This is a genomic window from Serpens gallinarum, assembly GCF_014836765.1.
Classification (GTDB): Bacteria; Pseudomonadota; Gammaproteobacteria; order Pseudomonadales; family Pseudomonadaceae; genus Serpens; species Serpens gallinarum.
On sequence record NZ_JACSQG010000002.1, the window covers coordinates 326,340 to 342,707 of the forward strand.

Annotated in this window: 13 protein-coding genes and 1 pseudogene; 10 read left to right on the forward strand and 4 right to left on the reverse strand. The window is 61.5% G+C overall.

Translation table 11 applies throughout. The annotated features are described in order from the left end of the window. Positions 1-93 precede the first annotated feature (93 nt). Complete coding sequence (locus tag H9642_RS06780) at positions 94-1,470, reverse strand: glutamine synthetase family protein (protein ID WP_251835661.1); 1,377 nt, start codon at positions 1,468-1,470, stop codon at positions 94-96. Between the two features lie 277 nt (positions 1,471-1,747). Between H9642_RS06780 and H9642_RS06785 the strand changes: the two genes are divergently transcribed. The 8 genes from H9642_RS06785 to H9642_RS06820 all read left to right on the forward strand — a co-directional run bounded on the left by H9642_RS06785 (position 1,748) and on the right by H9642_RS06820 (position 11,125). After that, entirely contained in the window at positions 1,748-2,500 is a 753-nt protein-coding gene (locus H9642_RS06785; RefSeq protein ID WP_251835662.1) for a gamma-glutamyl-gamma-aminobutyrate hydrolase family protein, read from the forward strand. A 38-nt stretch (positions 2,501-2,538) separates the two neighbouring features. Next, complete coding sequence (locus H9642_RS06790) at positions 2,539-3,897, forward strand: glutamine synthetase family protein (RefSeq protein WP_251835663.1); 1,359 nt, start codon at positions 2,539-2,541, stop codon at positions 3,895-3,897. A 39-nt stretch (positions 3,898-3,936) separates the two neighbouring features. Then, a complete protein-coding gene (locus H9642_RS06795; RefSeq protein WP_251835664.1) occupies positions 3,937-5,301 on the forward strand; it encodes an aspartate aminotransferase family protein in 1,365 nt (454 codons plus the stop codon). 213 nt (positions 5,302-5,514) lie between these two features. Continuing rightward, a complete protein-coding gene (locus tag H9642_RS06800; RefSeq protein WP_251835665.1) occupies positions 5,515-6,609 on the forward strand; it encodes a polyamine ABC transporter substrate-binding protein in 1,095 nt (364 codons plus the stop codon). A gap of 216 nt (positions 6,610-6,825) precedes the next feature. Beyond that, positions 6,826-7,899 (forward strand): polyamine ABC transporter substrate-binding protein, encoded by a 1,074-nt coding sequence (locus tag H9642_RS06805; protein WP_251835824.1) that lies wholly within the window; start codon positions 6,826-6,828, stop codon positions 7,897-7,899. Positions 7,900-8,122: 223 nt separating this feature from the next. Then, the gene (locus tag H9642_RS06810) at positions 8,123-9,274 is read left to right on the forward strand and encodes an ABC transporter ATP-binding protein (protein ID WP_251835666.1); all 1,152 of its coding nucleotides are present in this window, start codon (positions 8,123-8,125) and stop codon (positions 9,272-9,274) included. Between the two features lie 23 nt (positions 9,275-9,297). After that, positions 9,298-10,179, forward strand: coding sequence for an ABC transporter permease subunit (locus H9642_RS06815; RefSeq protein ID WP_251835825.1), 882 nt, complete (start codon positions 9,298-9,300; stop codon positions 10,177-10,179). 79 nt (positions 10,180-10,258) lie between these two features. Further along, complete coding sequence (locus tag H9642_RS06820) at positions 10,259-11,125, forward strand: ABC transporter permease subunit (RefSeq protein ID WP_251835667.1); 867 nt, start codon at positions 10,259-10,261, stop codon at positions 11,123-11,125. A gap of 55 nt (positions 11,126-11,180) precedes the next feature. On the opposite strand, the gene H9642_RS06825 is transcribed toward H9642_RS06820, so the two are convergent. The 3 genes from H9642_RS06825 to argH are packed head-to-tail and all read right to left on the reverse strand — an operon-like array spanning position 11,181 to position 14,263. Next, positions 11,181-11,660 (reverse strand): GNAT family N-acetyltransferase, encoded by a 480-nt coding sequence (locus H9642_RS06825; RefSeq protein WP_251835668.1) that lies wholly within the window; start codon positions 11,658-11,660, stop codon positions 11,181-11,183. A gap of 21 nt (positions 11,661-11,681) precedes the next feature. Further along, positions 11,682-12,815, reverse strand: a complete 1,134-nt coding sequence (locus H9642_RS06830; RefSeq protein ID WP_251835669.1) for an NnrS family protein — start codon at positions 12,813-12,815, stop codon at positions 11,682-11,684. A 53-nt stretch (positions 12,816-12,868) separates the two neighbouring features. Beyond that, positions 12,869-14,263, reverse strand: a complete 1,395-nt coding sequence (gene argH, locus H9642_RS06835) for an argininosuccinate lyase (RefSeq protein ID WP_251835670.1) — start codon at positions 14,261-14,263, stop codon at positions 12,869-12,871. 208 nt (positions 14,264-14,471) lie between these two features. On the opposite strand from argH, the pseudogene H9642_RS06840 reads away from it, so the two are divergent. Beyond that, positions 14,472-15,541, forward strand: a pseudogene (locus tag H9642_RS06840) (sensor histidine kinase). Further along, entirely contained in the window at positions 15,538-16,284 is a 747-nt protein-coding gene (locus H9642_RS06845) for a LytR/AlgR family response regulator transcription factor (RefSeq protein ID WP_251835672.1), read from the forward strand. Before H9642_RS06840 ends, H9642_RS06845 begins: the two are co-directional and overlap by 4 nt. The last annotated feature ends 84 nt before the right edge of the window (positions 16,285-16,368 follow it).

The following is a 16,368-nucleotide window of genomic DNA, read 5'->3' on the forward strand; positions in this document are numbered from 1 at the left end:
GTAGGAGCGGTTTGTCCGCGATAGGGCTGCGGAAGCACCAAGCTGTCGATAATCGCGGCCGAGACCGCTCCTGCACGGGCGTATCTGCGGGGGTTACACGGTGTGCAGGTACCAGTTGTACTCCAGGTCGGAAATCGAATGCTCGAATTCGGCCAGTTCGCTTTCTTTGCAAGCCACGAAGATATCGATGTAATCCGGGCTGATGTATTGGGCCATGACCTCACTGTCGTCCAGCTCGCGCAGGGCATCGCGCAGGTTGTTGGGCAGGCTCTGCTCATTCTGCTCGTAGGAGTTTCCTTCCACGGGCGGGCCCGGCTCGATCCGGTTGGTCAGGCCGTGGTGCACGCCAGCCAGGACCGACGCGAGCAGCAGATAGGGGTTGGCATCGGCGCCGGCGACGCGGTGTTCGATGCGTACGTTGTCCGCGCTGTCGGTGGGCACGCGCAGGGCGACGGTGCGGTTGTCCAGGCCCCAGCACGGCGAATTCGGCACGTAGAACTGTGGGCCGAAGCGGCGGTAAGAGTTGACGTTCGGGCACAGGAAGGCCATCGAGGCCGGCATGGTCTCCAGCACACCGCCGATCGCGTGACGCAAAGCGGCGTTCTGCTGGGGATCATCACTGCTGAAGATATTGTTGCCCTGCTTGTCGAGCAGCGAGATGTGCACATGCAGCCCATTGCCGGCCTGGCCGGGGTAGGGCTTGGCCATGAAGGTGGTGTCCATCTCGTGATCGTAAGCGATGTTCTTGACCAGGCGCTTGAGAAGTACCGCGTAGTCGCAGGCCTTGATCGGGTCGGCCACGTGGTGCAGGTTGACTTCGAACTGCGCGGGCGCGCTTTCCTTGACGATGGCGTCAGCGGGGATGCCCTGCTCTTTGGCGCCCTCGAGGATGTCCTGTAGGCAATCGACGTACTCGTCGAGGTCATCGATCAGGTACACCTGGGTCGAATGCGGGCGCTTGCCGGATATCGGCGAACGCGGCGGTTGCGGCCGGCCGTTCACATTTTCCTGGTCGATCAGGTAGAACTCCAACTCGAAGGCGGCGCAAACGGTCAGCCCCAAATCGTCGAACTTGCTCACCACCTGGCGCAACACCTCGCGTGGGTCGGCGAAGAACGGTGTGCCATCCAGCTCGTGCATGGTCATCAACAGCTGCGCGGTGGGGCGTTTTTGCCAGGGCTCGTTGCTCAGTGTATTGGGAATCGGGAAGCAGATGCGGTCGGCATCGCCGATATCCAGGCCCAGGCCGGTGCTTTCCACGGTCGAGCCATTAATGTCCAGGGCGAACAGCGATGCAGGCAGGTTGATGCCTTTTTCATACACCTTGTGCAGGCTGGTGCGTTCAATCCGTTTGCCACGCACGACACCATTCATGTCGGCAATGAGCAGGTCGACGAACAAGACTTCAGGGTGTTTCTTGAGGAACGCGTTCGCTTCGTTGAGCTGAACGGCACGTGGGGGAGGAGACATGATGCAACACCTTTCTTGTTAAAAATATCAATCAGTGAAGTCATTTGAAGGTGAGTCAATCTTAATCCTCAGGGGCTGTCAATAGCTCCAGATTACGCCCTCTAACAGGGCATCAAGGCCTATTTTAGGGCGTGTCAGAACGGTGGGACGGGTGCGTTGCCAGCGCTTGATCGGGGCGCTGCAGAGCGGTGTTCGGTTTTTTGCCAAGCTGTTGTGTAAAAAAATGAACAAGACTAAGCTCGAAACGAAACAGCAATAGATTGGATACGGGTGCCCCATGTCCCGCCAGCCGTTGATTGGAATCACTGCCTGCAACAAGCAGATCGGCCTGCATCCCTACCACATTGCCGGCGATAAATATGTCCGTGCGGTGGCCCTTGCTGCCGGGGGCATGCCGCTGATCATTCCCGCCCTGGTCGAAGCGTTCGACCTGCCGCGGCTGCTCGAGCACCTGGATGGGCTGCTACTCACCGGCTCGCCGTCCAATGTCGACCCGCATTTTTATCAGGGGGCGACCAGTGCACCGGGCACCGCTCATGATCCGGCCCGCGATGCCATTACCCTGCCGCTGATCCTTGCGGCATTGGAGGCTGGCGTGCCGCTGCTGGGCATCTGTCGCGGCTTTCAGGAAATCAACGTGGCGCTCGGCGGCAGCCTGCATCAGAACGTGCACAGCGTGGCGCCCTATCAAGATCATCGCGAACCCAAGGACCAGCCGCTGGAGGTGCAGTACGCGCCGCGGCATGTCGTGCGCCTCGAGCCCGGCGGCGTTCTGAGCGGGCTCGGCCTGGCGAGCGAAATCCACGTCAATTCCATTCACGCACAGGGCGTCGACCGTCTGGCGCCGGGTTTGCGTATCGAGGCGCGCGCACCCGACGGGCTGATCGAAGCCTTTTCGGTGGAGGCTGCACGCAGCTTCGCTGTCGGCGTACAGTGGCATCCTGAATGGCAGGTACAGGCCAATCCCGATTCCCTCGCGCTGTTCCAGGCCTTTGGCCGGGCGTGTCGGGCGCGAGCGCAAAACCGCTGAGCCGGCAGGGGCCGGTTTGGTTCAACCTTGAGGTCTTTATGAGCAGCCACCTCGACCAGCTCACCAGCTGGCTGAAAGAACACAAGATCACCGAAGTCGAATGCCTGATCAGCGACCTGACGGGCATCGCCCGCGGCAAGATAGCCCCGACCAACAAGTTTCTCGCCGAGAAGGGCATGCGCCTGCCGGAGAGCGTGCTGTTGCAGACGGTGACCGGCGATTACGTCGAAGACGACATTTATTACGAATTGCTCGACCCGGCGGACATCGACATGTTCTGCCGTCCGGATGCCAGCGCCATGTTCCTGGTGCCCTGGGCGCTGGAGCCCACCGCCATGGTGATCCACGACACCTTCGACAAGGTCGGCAACCCCATCGAGCTGTCGCCGCGCAACCTGCTCAAGCGCGTGCTGAAGATGTATGCCGACCACGGCTGGCAACCGATTGTCGCGCCGGAAATGGAGTTCTACTTGACCAAGCGCAGCGATGACCCGGACTACCCGCTGCAGGCGCCAATCGGTCGCTCGGGGCGAGCGGAGACCGGTCGGCAGTCGTTTTCCATCGACGCGGCCAACGAATTCGACCCGCTGTTCGAGGACATGTACGACTGGTGCGAGGCGCAGAACCTGGATCTGGACACGCTGATCCATGAGGAAGGCCCGGCGCAGATGGAGATCAACTTCCGCCACGGCGAGGCCTTGCACCTGGCCGACCAGATCACCGTGTTCAAGCGCACCATGCGTGAGGCGGCGCTCAAACACAACGTGGCGGCGACCTTCATGGCCAAGCCGATCACCGATCAGCCGGGCAGCGCCATGCACCTGCACCAGAGCGTGATCGACATAAAGAGTGGGCGCAATATTTTCTCCAATGATGACGGCTCCATGAGCGAGCTGTTTCTGCATTACATCGGTGGCATGCAGCGGATCATCCCTGAAGTGCTGCCGCTGTTCGCGCCCAACGTCAACTCGTTCCGCCGGTTCCTGCCTGACACCTCGGCGCCGGTGAACGTCGAATGGGGCGAAGAAAACCGCACGGTGGGCTTGCGCGTGCCGGAATCCACGCCGCAGAACCGGCGCATCGAGAACCGTCTGCCTGGGGCCGACGCCAACCCGTACCTGGCCATCGCCGCCAGCCTGCTGTGTGGCTATATCGGCATGATCGAGGGCATCAGCCCAAGTCCCCAGGTCAAGGGCCGTGGTTATGAGCGGCGTAACCTGCGCCTGCCGCTGACCATCGAAGATGCCCTGGAGCGCATGGAAACCAGCAAGACGCTGGATAAATACCTGGGCCACAAATTCATTACCGGCTATGTGGCGGTCAAGCGAGCCGAAAACGAAAACTACAAGCGGGTGATCAGCTCCTGGGAACGGGAGTTTCTGTTGTTTTCGGTGTGATCACCGCGCGTCCATACAGTGCATTCAAAGGGGGAATCGATGAGCAATCCGCAAACCGAGCAATGGCAGACCCTGAGCCGCCAGCACCACCTGGCCCCCTTCACGGATTACCAGGCGCTGAACCGCAAGGGTGCGCGGATCATCACCAAGGCGTCGGGCGTGTACCTGTGGGACAGCGAGGGGCACAAGATCCTCGATGGCATGGCCGGTCTTTGGTGCGTGAATGTCGGTTATGGGCGCGAAGAGCTGGTCGAGGCCGCCGCCGCGCAAATGCGGGAACTGCCCTACTACAACCTGTTCTTCCAGACTGCCCACCCGCCGGCGTTGGAGCTGGCGCAGGAAATCGCACAATTGGCACCGGAAGGGCTGGACCATGTGTTCTTCACCGGCTCGGGTTCCGAGGCCAACGACACGGTGTTGCGCATGGTGCGCCATTATTGGGCAACCTTGGGTCAGCCTGATAAACAAGTGGTCATTGGGCGCTGGAATGGTTATCACGGTTCCACCATCGCCGGTGCCAGCCTGGGCGGCATGAAAGGGATGCATGCCCAGGGTGGCTTGCCGATTCCCGGTATCGAGCACATCGATCAGCCCTACTGGTACGGCGAAGGCGGCGACATGACTCCCGAGGACTTCGGTGTGTGGGCCGCCGAGCAACTGGAGAAGAAGATTCTCGACGTCGGCGAGGGCCGGGTGGCGGCCTTTATCGCCGAGCCGATCCAGGGCGCCGGTGGGGTGATAGTGCCGCCGGACAGCTACTGGCCGAAGGTGCGCGAGATCCTTGCCAAGTACGACATCCTCTTCGTGGCCGATGAGGTGATCTGCGGCTTCGGGCGTACCGGTGAATGGTTCGGCAGCCAGTACTATGATCTCAAGCCCGATCTGATGCCGATCGCCAAGGGGCTCACCTCCGGCTATATCCCCATGGGCGGCGTGGTGGTGCATGAGCGCGTGGTGAAGGTGCTAGACCGCGGCGGCGAGTTCGCCCACGGCTTCACCTATTCCGGGCATCCGGTGGCGGCGGCGGTGGCGCTGGCCAACATTCGCCTGCTCAAGCGCGAAGGCATCGTTACCCAGGTCAAGACGCAAACGGCACCGTACTTGCAGCAGCGTTGGCGTGAGCTGGCCGAGCATCCGCTGGTGGGCGAGGCCCGCGGCGTCGGACTGGTGGCCGCCATCGAGCTGGTGAAGAACAAGGAGACCCGCGAGCGTTACAGTGGCTTGGAAGTCGGCATGCGTTGCCGTGAACACTGTTTTGCCAACGGCCTGGTGATGCGCGCGGTGGGTGACACCATGATCATTGCCCCGCCTCTGGTAATCAACAAGGAGGAGATTGATGAGCTGATCGACAAGGCGCGCACCTGCCTGGATCTAACGGTACGTGAAGTGTCGGGCAAGGGCTGAAGGCCTATTGCCGTCACGCCGATTGCGAAACGGCAGAATCCTTAAAGTCCGCTCACAATTTCGCCGCCGCACCTGTTGTCACGGACCCTGGTCCTTGCCAGACTTCGCCGGTGCGTTTGCCAGGCTCACCGGGGGTGCGCCGTAGTGAGCCGCAAGATCGGGTTCGTCAGCAACGTCACTCCAGATACCTATAAACAATCGGAGCTGTAACGCATGAATATGTTCGGCAAGACCCTTCTCGCGTTGTCCCTGACTGCCGTGGCCGGCTTGGCCCAGGCGCAGGAAAAAGTGTTGCACGTCTACAACTGGTCGGACTACATCGCTCCGGACACCTTGGAGGGTTTCCAGAAGGAAACCGGCATCAAGGTCGTTTATGACGTCTTCGACAGCAACGAAGTACTCGAAGCCAAACTGCTCTCCGGTGGTTCGGGTTATGACGTCGTCGTGCCGTCCAACCCGTTCCTGGCTAAGCAGATCAAGGCCGGCGTGTTCCAGAAACTGGACAAGAGCAAGCTTTCCAACTGGGACAACCTGGACAAGAACCTGCTCAAGTCCCTGGACTCCAGCGACCCGGGCAACCAGTACGCCGTCCCCTATATGTGGGGCACCATCGGCATTGGCTATAACCCGGAGAAGGTCAAAGCTGTGCTGGGCGATAACGCGCCCGTGGACTCATGGGAACTGGTCTTCAAGCCCGAGAACATCGAGAAGCTGAAGGCCTGTGGTGTGTCCTTCCTGGACTCGCCCACCGAGATTCTGCCCGCCGCGCTGCATTACCTAGGCTACCCCGCGCTCAGTGAAAAGCCCGATGAGCTGAAGAAAGCCGAAGAGCTGTTCCTCAAGATCCGTCCGAACGTGGCCTATTTCCACTCGTCCAAGTACATCTCCGACCTGGCCAACGGCAATATTTGCGTGGCGATCGGCTACTCCGGTGATGTTTACCAAGCCAAGGCGCGCGCCGAGGAAGCCGGTGGCGCCATCAAGGTCAGCTACAACATTCCCAAGGAAGGCGCGGGTGCGTTCTTCGACATGTTGGCCATTCCCGCCGATGCGAAGAATGTCGATAACGCCCATGCCTTCCTCAACTACCTGTTGAAGCCTGAAGTAATGGCGCCGATCGTCAACTATGTGCAGTTCCCCAGTGCCAACGCTGCTTCCACGCCGCTGGTGGACGAGGCGATTCGCACCGACCCGGGTATCTACCCGTCTGAAGAGGTGATGGCCAAGCTCTACACTTTCCCGGACCTGGACCAGAAAGTGCAACGCGCCATGACCCGCAGCTGGACCAAGATCAAGTCCGGTCGTTAAGTGCAGACCCGGCCGGTTGCTCGTGCAGCCGGCCATTCACACCGTAATAAACCGTAGTCAGGCCGCAAGGCCGGGAGCGTAACCCCAATGCCCGGGGCGAATTTCGTCAGGGCACCATGAGTGCGACCTTCAGGTCGCCACTAAACGACGCAAGACCGTGGCTTTAACCGCGGCTGGCAAGAGGATCCTCCATTGAATACGTCCTATCGCAACGCCATGCTCGCCGCGAGCGCAGCCCTGATCCTGACCGGCACGGCCCAGGCCGAAACCACGGTGCATATATACAACTGGTCGGACTACATCGGCGAAGACACGCTGGCCGAGTTCCGCAAGGCGACCGGCATCAAGCCGGTCTATGACGTGTTCGATTCCAATGAAACCCTGGAAGGTAAGCTGCTCGCTGGCCGTTCCGGTTATGACGTGGTCGTGCCGTCCAACCACTTCCTTGGCAAGCAGATCAAGGCGGGTGCTTTCCAGAAACTGGACAAGAGCAAGCTGCCCAACTGGAGCAATCTGGACCCGGCCCTGCTCAAGCAGCTGGAGGTCAACGATCCGGGTAACCAGTACGCGGTCCCTTATCTGTGGGGTACCAATGGCCTGGGTTACAACGTCGAGAAGGTCAAGGCGGCCTTGGGCGATGACGTGGAAATTGACTCCTGGGCCATCGTGTTCGAGCCCGAGAACATGAAGAAGCTGTCCAGCTGCGGCGTCGCGTTCCTCGATTCGGGTGATGAAATGCTTCCGGCCATGCTCAATTACCTGGGCCTGGACCCCAACACCCAGAACCCCGAGGACTATGCCAAGGCCGAGGCCAAGCTGGCGGCGGTGCGCCCCTACGTCACCTATTTCCACTCCTCCAAATATGTGTCTGATCTCGCCAACGGCAACATCTGCATGGCGGTGGGCTATTCCGGCGATGTGTTCCAGGCGGCTGACCGCGCGGAAGAAGCCGGCAAGGGCGTGGAAATCGCCTACGTAATTCCCGAAGAGGGCGCCAACCTGTGGTTCGACATGCTGGCCATTCCCGCCGACAGCGGTAATGTGGAAGCGGCGCACCGCTTCATCAATTATCTGCTCGAGCCTGAGGTGATTGCTCAGGTCAGCGATTATGTCGGTTACGCCAATCCGAACCTCAAGGCGCGCGAGTTCATGGACCCGGACGTGCTGGCGGACGAGGCTGTTTACCCTCCGCAAGACGTGTTGGACAAGTTGTATATTTCTGCCGAATTGCCGACAAAGGTGCAGCGATTGATGACCCGTAGCTGGACCAAGGTTAAATCCGGCCAATAAGTGGCGAGAAAGCCGCGCCCGGGCTGGCCCCACGCTCGTCTGAATGTTTCAATTGCGCCCCCGCGCCGGAGGGTCCGCACGGGGGCTGGCGAGTGCGCCGGCACGACTGATTTTGACTTGCTGCAAGGGCGCGGAATGGTTGACTGCTTCCGTCGTTCTGCATCGCTATTGAAATATCCGGCCTGGCGGCGCCAGGGTTGAAGTTTCGGGGAGAATGATAGTTATGGCGGTGGCCTCTAGCGCCTACAAGAAAGCCCTCAGTGGCGATCAGCAAGCCAAGGAAATCCTGGTCAAGATTGACCGGGTGACCAAGCAATTCGACGATACCGTGGCGGTTGACGACGTGTCGCTGACCATCCGCAAGGGCGAAATTTTCGCCCTGCTGGGTGGGTCTGGCTCGGGCAAGTCGACTCTGTTGCGCATGCTGGCCGGTTTTGAGCGGCCCACCGAGGGGCGCATCTACCTGGACGGTCAGGACATCACCGATCTGCCGCCCTATGAGCGGCCGATCAACATGATGTTCCAGTCCTATGCGTTGTTTCCGCACATGACGGTTGAGCAGAACATCGCGTTCGGCCTCAAGCAGGACAGCCTGCCCAAGGCGGAGGTCGAAGCGCGCGTGGCGGAAATGCTCAAGCTGGTACAAATGAGCCAGTACGCCAAGCGCAAGCCGCACCAGTTGTCCGGCGGCCAGCGCCAGCGCGTGGCGCTGGCCCGCTCGCTGGCCAAGCGTCCCAAGCTGCTGCTGCTCGACGAACCTATGGGTGCGCTGGACAAGAAGCTGCGCTCGCAGATGCAATTGGAACTGGTGGCGATCATCGAGCGCGTCGGCGTGACCTGCCTGATTGTCACCCACGACCAGGAAGAGGCCATGACCATGGCCGAGCGCATTGCGATCATGCACCAGGGCTGGATCGCCCAGGTCGGCAGCCCCATGGACATCTACGAAACGCCGGCCAGCCGCCTGGTGTGTGAGTTCATCGGCAACGTCAACCTGTTCGATGGCGAGCTGATCGAAGACGTCGGCGACCATGCGGTGATTGCCTGCCCGGCGCTGGAACGCCCGATCTATGTCGGTCACGGTATCAGCACGCGCGCTGAAGACAAACGCGTTACCTATGCTCTGCGCCCGGAAAAACTGCTGATCAGCAGCGAAATGCCGGAAATCGAGCACGAAGGCTACAACTGGGTGCAAGGCACCGTGCATGACATCGCCTATCTGGGCGGTCATTCCCTGTATTACATCAAGCTGGCGTCAGGCGTGCTGGTCCAGTCGTTCCTGGCCAACTCCGAGCGCAACGTCAAGCGCCCGACGTGGGATGATCAGGTGTATCTGTACTGGATCGACGACAGCGGCGTGGTGCTGCAGTCATGAGAGCGTCCGGCCTGAAAAGACTGCTGCCCAGCGGGCGGCAACTGGTCGTCGGCGTGCCGTTCTTTTGGCTGCTGCTGTTCTTCCTGCTGCCGTTCGTGATTGTTCTGAAAATCAGCTTCGCCGAAGCCGATGTGGCCATCCCGCCGTATACCGAAGTGTTTGCCTGGGCCGAGAATCAGCTGCAGGTATTGCTCAACTTCGGCAATTACGTGTTCCTCAGCGAGGACGAGCTGTACCTGCTCGCTTACCTGGGATCGTTGAAAATCGCCCTGTTCAGCACGCTGTTGTGTTTGCTGATCGGTTACCCGATGGCCTATGCCATCGCCCGGGCCGACCCGCAAAAACAGGTGGTGCTGCTGTTGCTGATCATGATGCCGACCTGGACCGCGATCCTCATCCGCGTGTACGCCTGGATGGGTATCCTCAGCAACAACGGTCTGCTCAACGGTGTGCTGATGGGCGTGGGTCTGATCGATACGCCGCTGCAAATCCTCAATACGACCCTGGCGGTGTATATCGGCATTGTCTATTCGTATCTGCCATTCATGATCCTGCCGCTTTACGCCAATTTGGTGAAGCATGATCCAAGCCTGCTGGAAGCTGCTTCCGACCTGGGTGCGCGGCATTTCACCAGTTTCTGGAAGATCACCGTGCCACTGTCCAAGAACGGCATCATTGCCGGCTGCATGCTGGTGTTCATCCCGGTAGTTGGCGAGTTCGTGATTCCCGAGCTGCTTGGCGGTCCGGAGACGCTGATGATTGGCAAGGTGCTCTGGCAGGAGTTCTTTAACAACCGTGACTGGCCGGTGGCTTCGGCGCTGGCGGTAGTGATGCTGGCGATCCTGTTGGTGCCGATTATTCTGTTCAACCGTAACCAGGCCAAGGAACTGGAGGGCAAGCCATGACGCTCTCACGCTCAGGATCGATGATTCTGTTCAACCGGCTCTCCATTCCGAAGCAAGCCAAGGTCATGGAGGGCAAGCCATGAGGCGCTGGAGTTTTTCGAACATCGTCCTCTGGGTTGGGCTGCTGTTCATTTACTTGCCGATGATCATTCTGGTGATCTACTCCTTCAACGGCTCGCGACTGGTTACCGTCTGGGGCGGCTGGTCGGTGAAGTGGTACGTCGGCCTGCTCGATAACCGCCAGTTGATGAGTGCGGTCATGCGCTCGCTGGAAATCGCCTGCTACACCGCCATCGCCGCCGTGGCCATCGGAACCCTGGCGGCATTCGTGCTCACCCGCGTTCCGCGGTTTCGGGGACGCACGCTGTTTGGTGGCCTCGTCACCGCACCGCTGGTGATGCCCGAGGTGATCACTGGTCTGTCGCTGCTGTTGCTGTTTGTGGCCATGGCCCAGCTGATCGGCTGGCCGGCGGAGCGTGGCATCGTGACCATCTGGATCGCCCATACCACGTTCTGCGCGTCCTATGTGGCAATCGTGGTGATGGCGCGGCTGCGCGAACTGGACCTGTCCATCGAGGAGGCGGCCATGGACTTGGGCGCCAGGCCGTGGAAGGTGTTCTTCCTGATCACCGTGCCCATGATTGCGCCTTCGCTGGCCGCTGGGGCCATGCTGTCCTTTGCGCTATCGCTGGATGACCTGGTACTGGCCAGCTTCGTTTCCGGTCCGGGGTCGACCACCCTGCCGATGGAGATCTTTTCCGCCGTGCGCCTGGGTGTGAAGCCGGAGATCAACGCGGTGGCCAGCCTGATCCTGCTGGTGGTGTCGATGTTCACCTTCGCGGCGTGGTACTTCACCCGTCGCGCGGAGGAGCGTCGCAAGCATTCCATCGAGCAGATGAAAGAAGAAAACCTCAGCAACAAGCCTGTGCGACCTGTACAGGTCTGAATGCAAACGCCCCGGCCAGAAGCCGGGGCGTTTATTTTTCAGCAGCCGTTGGCGCTCAATCCGCTGCCAGATCCAGCAGCGCCTGGCCGGCCAGCCGGTAGGTGGTCCACTCCGATTGGGGGCGCGCGCCCAGCGACTCATAGAAATCGATGGCCGGCTGGTTCCAGTCCAGCACCGCCCACTCGAAGCGTCCGCAGCCCTTGTCCACTGCGAGTCTTGCCAGATGGCGCAGCAGCGCCTTTCCCGCGCCAGTACCTCGCTGGGCAGGATCGACATACAGGTCTTCGAGGTATAAGCCGTTCTTACCCAGCCAGGTCGAATAGTTGAAGAAATACACCGCGTAACCGATTGGCTGGCCGTCGCGCTCGCAGATCAGCGCCTGGGCGCTGCTGTCAGCGGCGAACAGGCTGGCGCAAATGCCGGCGGCGTCGGTCTTGACCTCGTGCTCGGCCTTTTCGTAGATGGCCAGGTCAGTGATAAAACGCAGAATCAGCGCAGCGTCATCGGCGCTGGCGGGGCGGATATGCAGATTCATGGTGGGCTCGCGTACTCTACTTCAGGGTTTGTGGTTAAAGCGTCCGCGCGTCTGCCAGAGCAGCACGGCCAGTAGCAGGAAGGCCAGCGACCAGCAGGCCGCAGACAGCAGCAGCCAGGGAAAAGGCTCCAGCTGCAGCAGTGGCGGCAGGATGCGCGCCAGCGCCGCCAGGCTGAGCAGAACGGCGACAGGGTGAATCCAGGGCCGTGCGTTGGCGTCTCGCAGGCGGTAGATCAACCGCGTACGGGCCATCACCGCGAACGTCAGGGTGCCCAGCGCGCCAATGGTCAAGCCGTGCAGGCTGGCGCTCAACGGCAGGGCAGTCGTCAGCAGCGCCAGCCCGAACAGCAGCAGGCCCACGCTCAGCCACAGGTAACCGAGCAGCAGCACCAGCAAGTCGGGTCGTCGGGCGCAGCGCCAGGGCTGCCAGCGCAACAGGCGCACGCCAGCCAGTAGGCCCACGCTCAGCAACAAGAAACCACTTACCTGGCTGGCCAGTGCCCAGGGCAGCAGATTGCTTAGCAAGGCGAGGCCCAGCAGGATCAAGGCCGCGCCCTCCAGCCTCGGCTGTACGCGTGCATCCAGGATGTGACCCTGGCTCATCATGTGCCCTGCCACCGCCGGAGCGATGATTCGTCCACCCATGAAAAACAGTAGCATGGCGAGCAGCAGCAAGGCTTCGTGCATTAGGCGCGGGGTCAATTCCAACGGTAAGGGTAGGCTGGCAATGGCACTCAGCAGGGCGAGCGAGGCCACCACCGGCGCGACGATCTGGTTACGCCATTTTTTCGCCGCACCGAGAAAACGCGGCACCACGTTCCAGGCCACGCCGCCGGCAAACAGCGCGGCGGCAACTACTGTCCACCAGGCCCCCGGCCAGAACAGCCAGCCGAGGCGCGCCAGTGCCCAGCAGCCCAGCAGCGATAGGATGAGCGGCAGCGGCTGCGGGCCGAGCAGGTAGCCGGCGACCACAGCCAGAGCAAAGCCGAAGAGCATTTCATGGGCATGCCCGAGCGGGCTGAGCAATCCGGCGGGTGTCGGCAGCAGGCCGAACAGGGCCAGTACCGACCACGGGAGTAAGACCGCAGCGTAGAGCGCTGCGGCGGGAAAGAACCAGGCATTGGCGAAGGGCAGGCGAGTCTTGCGCGCGCTCATGGGCTCGCTCCCGTGTTAAGCGGGCAGACTGGTGCCTGCCTCGCCCACATCTTTCAACGGCCTGCGAGCAGTTCCTTGCCGCGCTGCACCGCCGCGCGCACCTGCGCCGGCGCGGTGCCGCCGATGTGGTCACGGGCATTCACCGAGCCTTCCAGGGTCAGTACGGCGAACACGTCATCGGTGATCTGCTCGCTGAACTGGCGCAGTTCGTCGAGGCTCATCTCGGCCAGATCCTTGCCGGTGTCGACGCCGTATTTCACCGCATGGCCGACGATCTCGTGGCAGTCGCGGAACGGCAGGCCCTTGCGCACCAGGTAGTCGGCCAGGTCTGTGGCGGTGGAGAAACCACGCAGCGCCGCCTCGCGCATGATCTCGCGCTTGGGCTTGATGGCCGGCACCATGTCGGCAAAAGCGCGCAGGCTGTCGCGCAGGGTGTCGGCGGCGTCGAACAGCGGTTCCTTGTCTTCCTGGTTGTCCTTGTTGTAGGCCAGCGGCTGGCCTTTCATCAGGGTCAGCAGGCCGGTCAGGGCACCGAACACGCGGCCGGACTTGCCACGCACCAGTTCGGGCACGTCGGGGTTTTTCTTCTGCGGCATGATCGAGGAGCCGGTGCAGAAGCGGTCGGGCAGGTCGATAAAGCGGAACTGGGCGGAGGTCCACAGCACCAGCTCTTCGGAGAAGCGCGACAGGTGCATCATGGCCAGCGAGGCGGCGGCGCAGAATTCGATAGCGAAGTCGCGGTCCGACACGCCGTCCAGCGAGTTGCCGGAAATGGCTTCGAAACCCAGCAGGTGGCAGGTGATTTCGCGCTGGATCGGGTAGGTGGTCCCGGCCAAGGCCGCCGAGCCCAGCGGCATGCGGTTGGTGCGCTTGCGGCAATCCACCAGACGCTCGTAGTCGCGGCTGAGCATTTCGAACCAGGCCAGTAGGTGGTGGCCAAAGGTGACCGGCTGGGCGGTCTGCAGGTGGGTGAAACCGGGCATCACAGTCTCGGCCTCGGCCTCGGCCAGGCCCAGCAGCCCCTGCTGCAGGCGGGTGATCTCGCCCAGAATGATGTCGATCTCGTCACGCAGCCACAGGCGGATATCGGTAGCTACCTGGTCGTTACGGCTACGTCCGGTGTGCAGCTTCTTGCCGGTGATGCCGATGCGGTCGGTCAGGCGCGCTTCGATGTTCATGTGCACGTCTTCCAGGTCGACGCGCCAGTCGAATTGGCCGGCTTCGATTTCCGCCTGGATATCCTTGAGCCCGGCGATGATCGCGTCGCGCTCCTCGGTATTCAGTACGCCCGCCTGCTCGAGCATGGTCGCATGGGCGATCGAGCCCATGATGTCATGGCGGTAGAGGCGCTTGTCGAAGTCGACGGAGGCGGTGAAACGGGCGACGAAGGCGTCGACGGGCTCGCTGAAGCGGCCGCCCCAGGACTGGTTGGTTTTCTCGACACTCATGGGAATGCTCTCGGCTGGTGCGCAACAGGCAGGCGGGACGCTCGGGGCGGCCGGCATGCCGACAAAAAGGTGCGCGAATGATAGCAGGGTCGGGCCTGTCGCCGCTGCCGTGCAACGCTGTCGAGCGCATCACGCTTCCTTAGGACGGCACCTGTGTTCGGTGCGCCAGATCGCTGCTGACGTGCCTGGCAGAGCGGAAACTGTAGCCATGCAAATTAAATGGCTGAACGGTGCGCCGCGTGCGCCCCTGGACGATTTCTTCGTGCCTGAGCTCTGCGAGCCCGAGGCGCTGCTCTCCCTGGTGCTGCTGGCTGAGCTGCTGGTGCTGGTGTTGGTACTGGCTGAGCCGATGCTGCACGGCTTCGACTGGGTGCGCCTGGCGCTGACTTCGCTGTTCGTGCAGTGGTGCGTGCTGCTGTCAGCCGCCGTGCTGTGTCGCCTGCGCCCCTGGCTGGCCCGTTTGCGCCCGGCCGTGGCGGGGCCGTTGTGCTGTCTGATCGTGGTGGTGCTGACCCTGGGCTGTACCTGGGTCACCGAGTATTTCGAGCTGGGCGGGCCACCCAGCCCGGAAGCGCGTCTGTACCTGCGCCACGCCTTGATCAGCCTGATCATGTCGGCACTGCTGCTACGCTACTTTTACCTGCAAAGCCAATGGCGCCGACAGCAGCAGGCGGAGCTGCAGGCACGTATCGAATCGCTGCAGGCGCGCATACGCCCGCACTTCCTGTTCAACAGCCTGAACAGCATTGCCAGCCTGGTGGTCAGCGATCCGTTCAAGGCCGAACAGGCCGTACTTGATCTGGCCGATTTGTTTCGCGCCAGCCTGGCCAAGCCCGGTGCATTAGTGACCTGGAAGGACGAGCTTGGATTGGCGCGACGTTACCTGGCCATTGAGCACTACCGCTTCGGGAACCGCTTGCAGGTGGAATGGAATGTGGACGGGGTGCCTGCCCAGGTAATGATTCCCCATCTGACGCTGCAGCCGCTGCTGGAAAATGCCTTGATCCATGGGGTGGCGCCTCGGGTCGAAGGCGGGCTGGTGGAGATCGACGCACGCTATGACGAGGGGTGGTTTGAATTGCGGGTCGACAATCCCTGTCAGGACGGCATAGCGCCCGCGACACGGGGTACGCAACAGGCGTTAGGCAACATAAGCGCTCGACTAACGGCACTTTTTGGCTCCGATGCCAGTCTGAGCGTGGAACGTCGTAACGGACGGCATGTCACCTGTCTACGCTATCCTTGTTGAGACTCACGCAGGAAGCCAGAGCAAAATGAATGTCTTGATTGTCGATGATGAACCCCTGGCCCGCGAACGCCTCAGCCGCCTGATTGGTGAACTGGACGGCTACCGGGCCCTGGAACCTTCCGCCAGCAATGGCGAGGAAGCTTTGACCCTGATCGACAGCCTGAAGCCGGACGTAGTCCTGCTCGATATCCGCATGCCTGGCCTGGATGGCCTGCAGGTAGCGGCCAGGCTGTGTGAGCGGGAGTCACCCCCGGCCGTGATCTTCTGCACGGCCCATGACGAATTCGCCGTGGATGCCTTTCAGGTCAGCGCGGTGGGTTATGTGGTCAAGCCAGTGCGTCTGGAGGCGCTGGCCGATGCGTTGCAAAAGGCCCAGCGCCCCAACCGGGTGCAATTGGCCGCTCTGACACGTCCGAGCGGCGGCCCGAACGCTGAGCCCCGCAGCCATATCAGCGCACGCACCCGCCGAGGCATTGAGTTGATCCCACTGGAACAGGTGGTGTATTTCATCGCTGATCACAAATATGTGACCTTGCGCCATGAAGGCGGTGAGGTGTTGCTCGATGAGCCGTTGAAGGCTTTGGAAGAGGAGTTTGGCGATCGCTTCGTGCGTATTCACCGCAATGCCTTGGTGGCACGCGAGCGCATTGAACGATTGCAGCGTACCCCTCTGGGGCACTTCCAGCTGTATCTACGTGGGTTGGATGGTGAGGCACTGACCGTTAGCCGCCGGCACGTGGCCGGGGTGCGCAAGTTGATGCAGGTGCTGTAGCAGGTCGTACTAACGGCCTGTTACCCAGCCGCTGCAAGCTGCCAGCGAGTCGGGCGGCCTAACCTCAATACGCTGTATTGATAA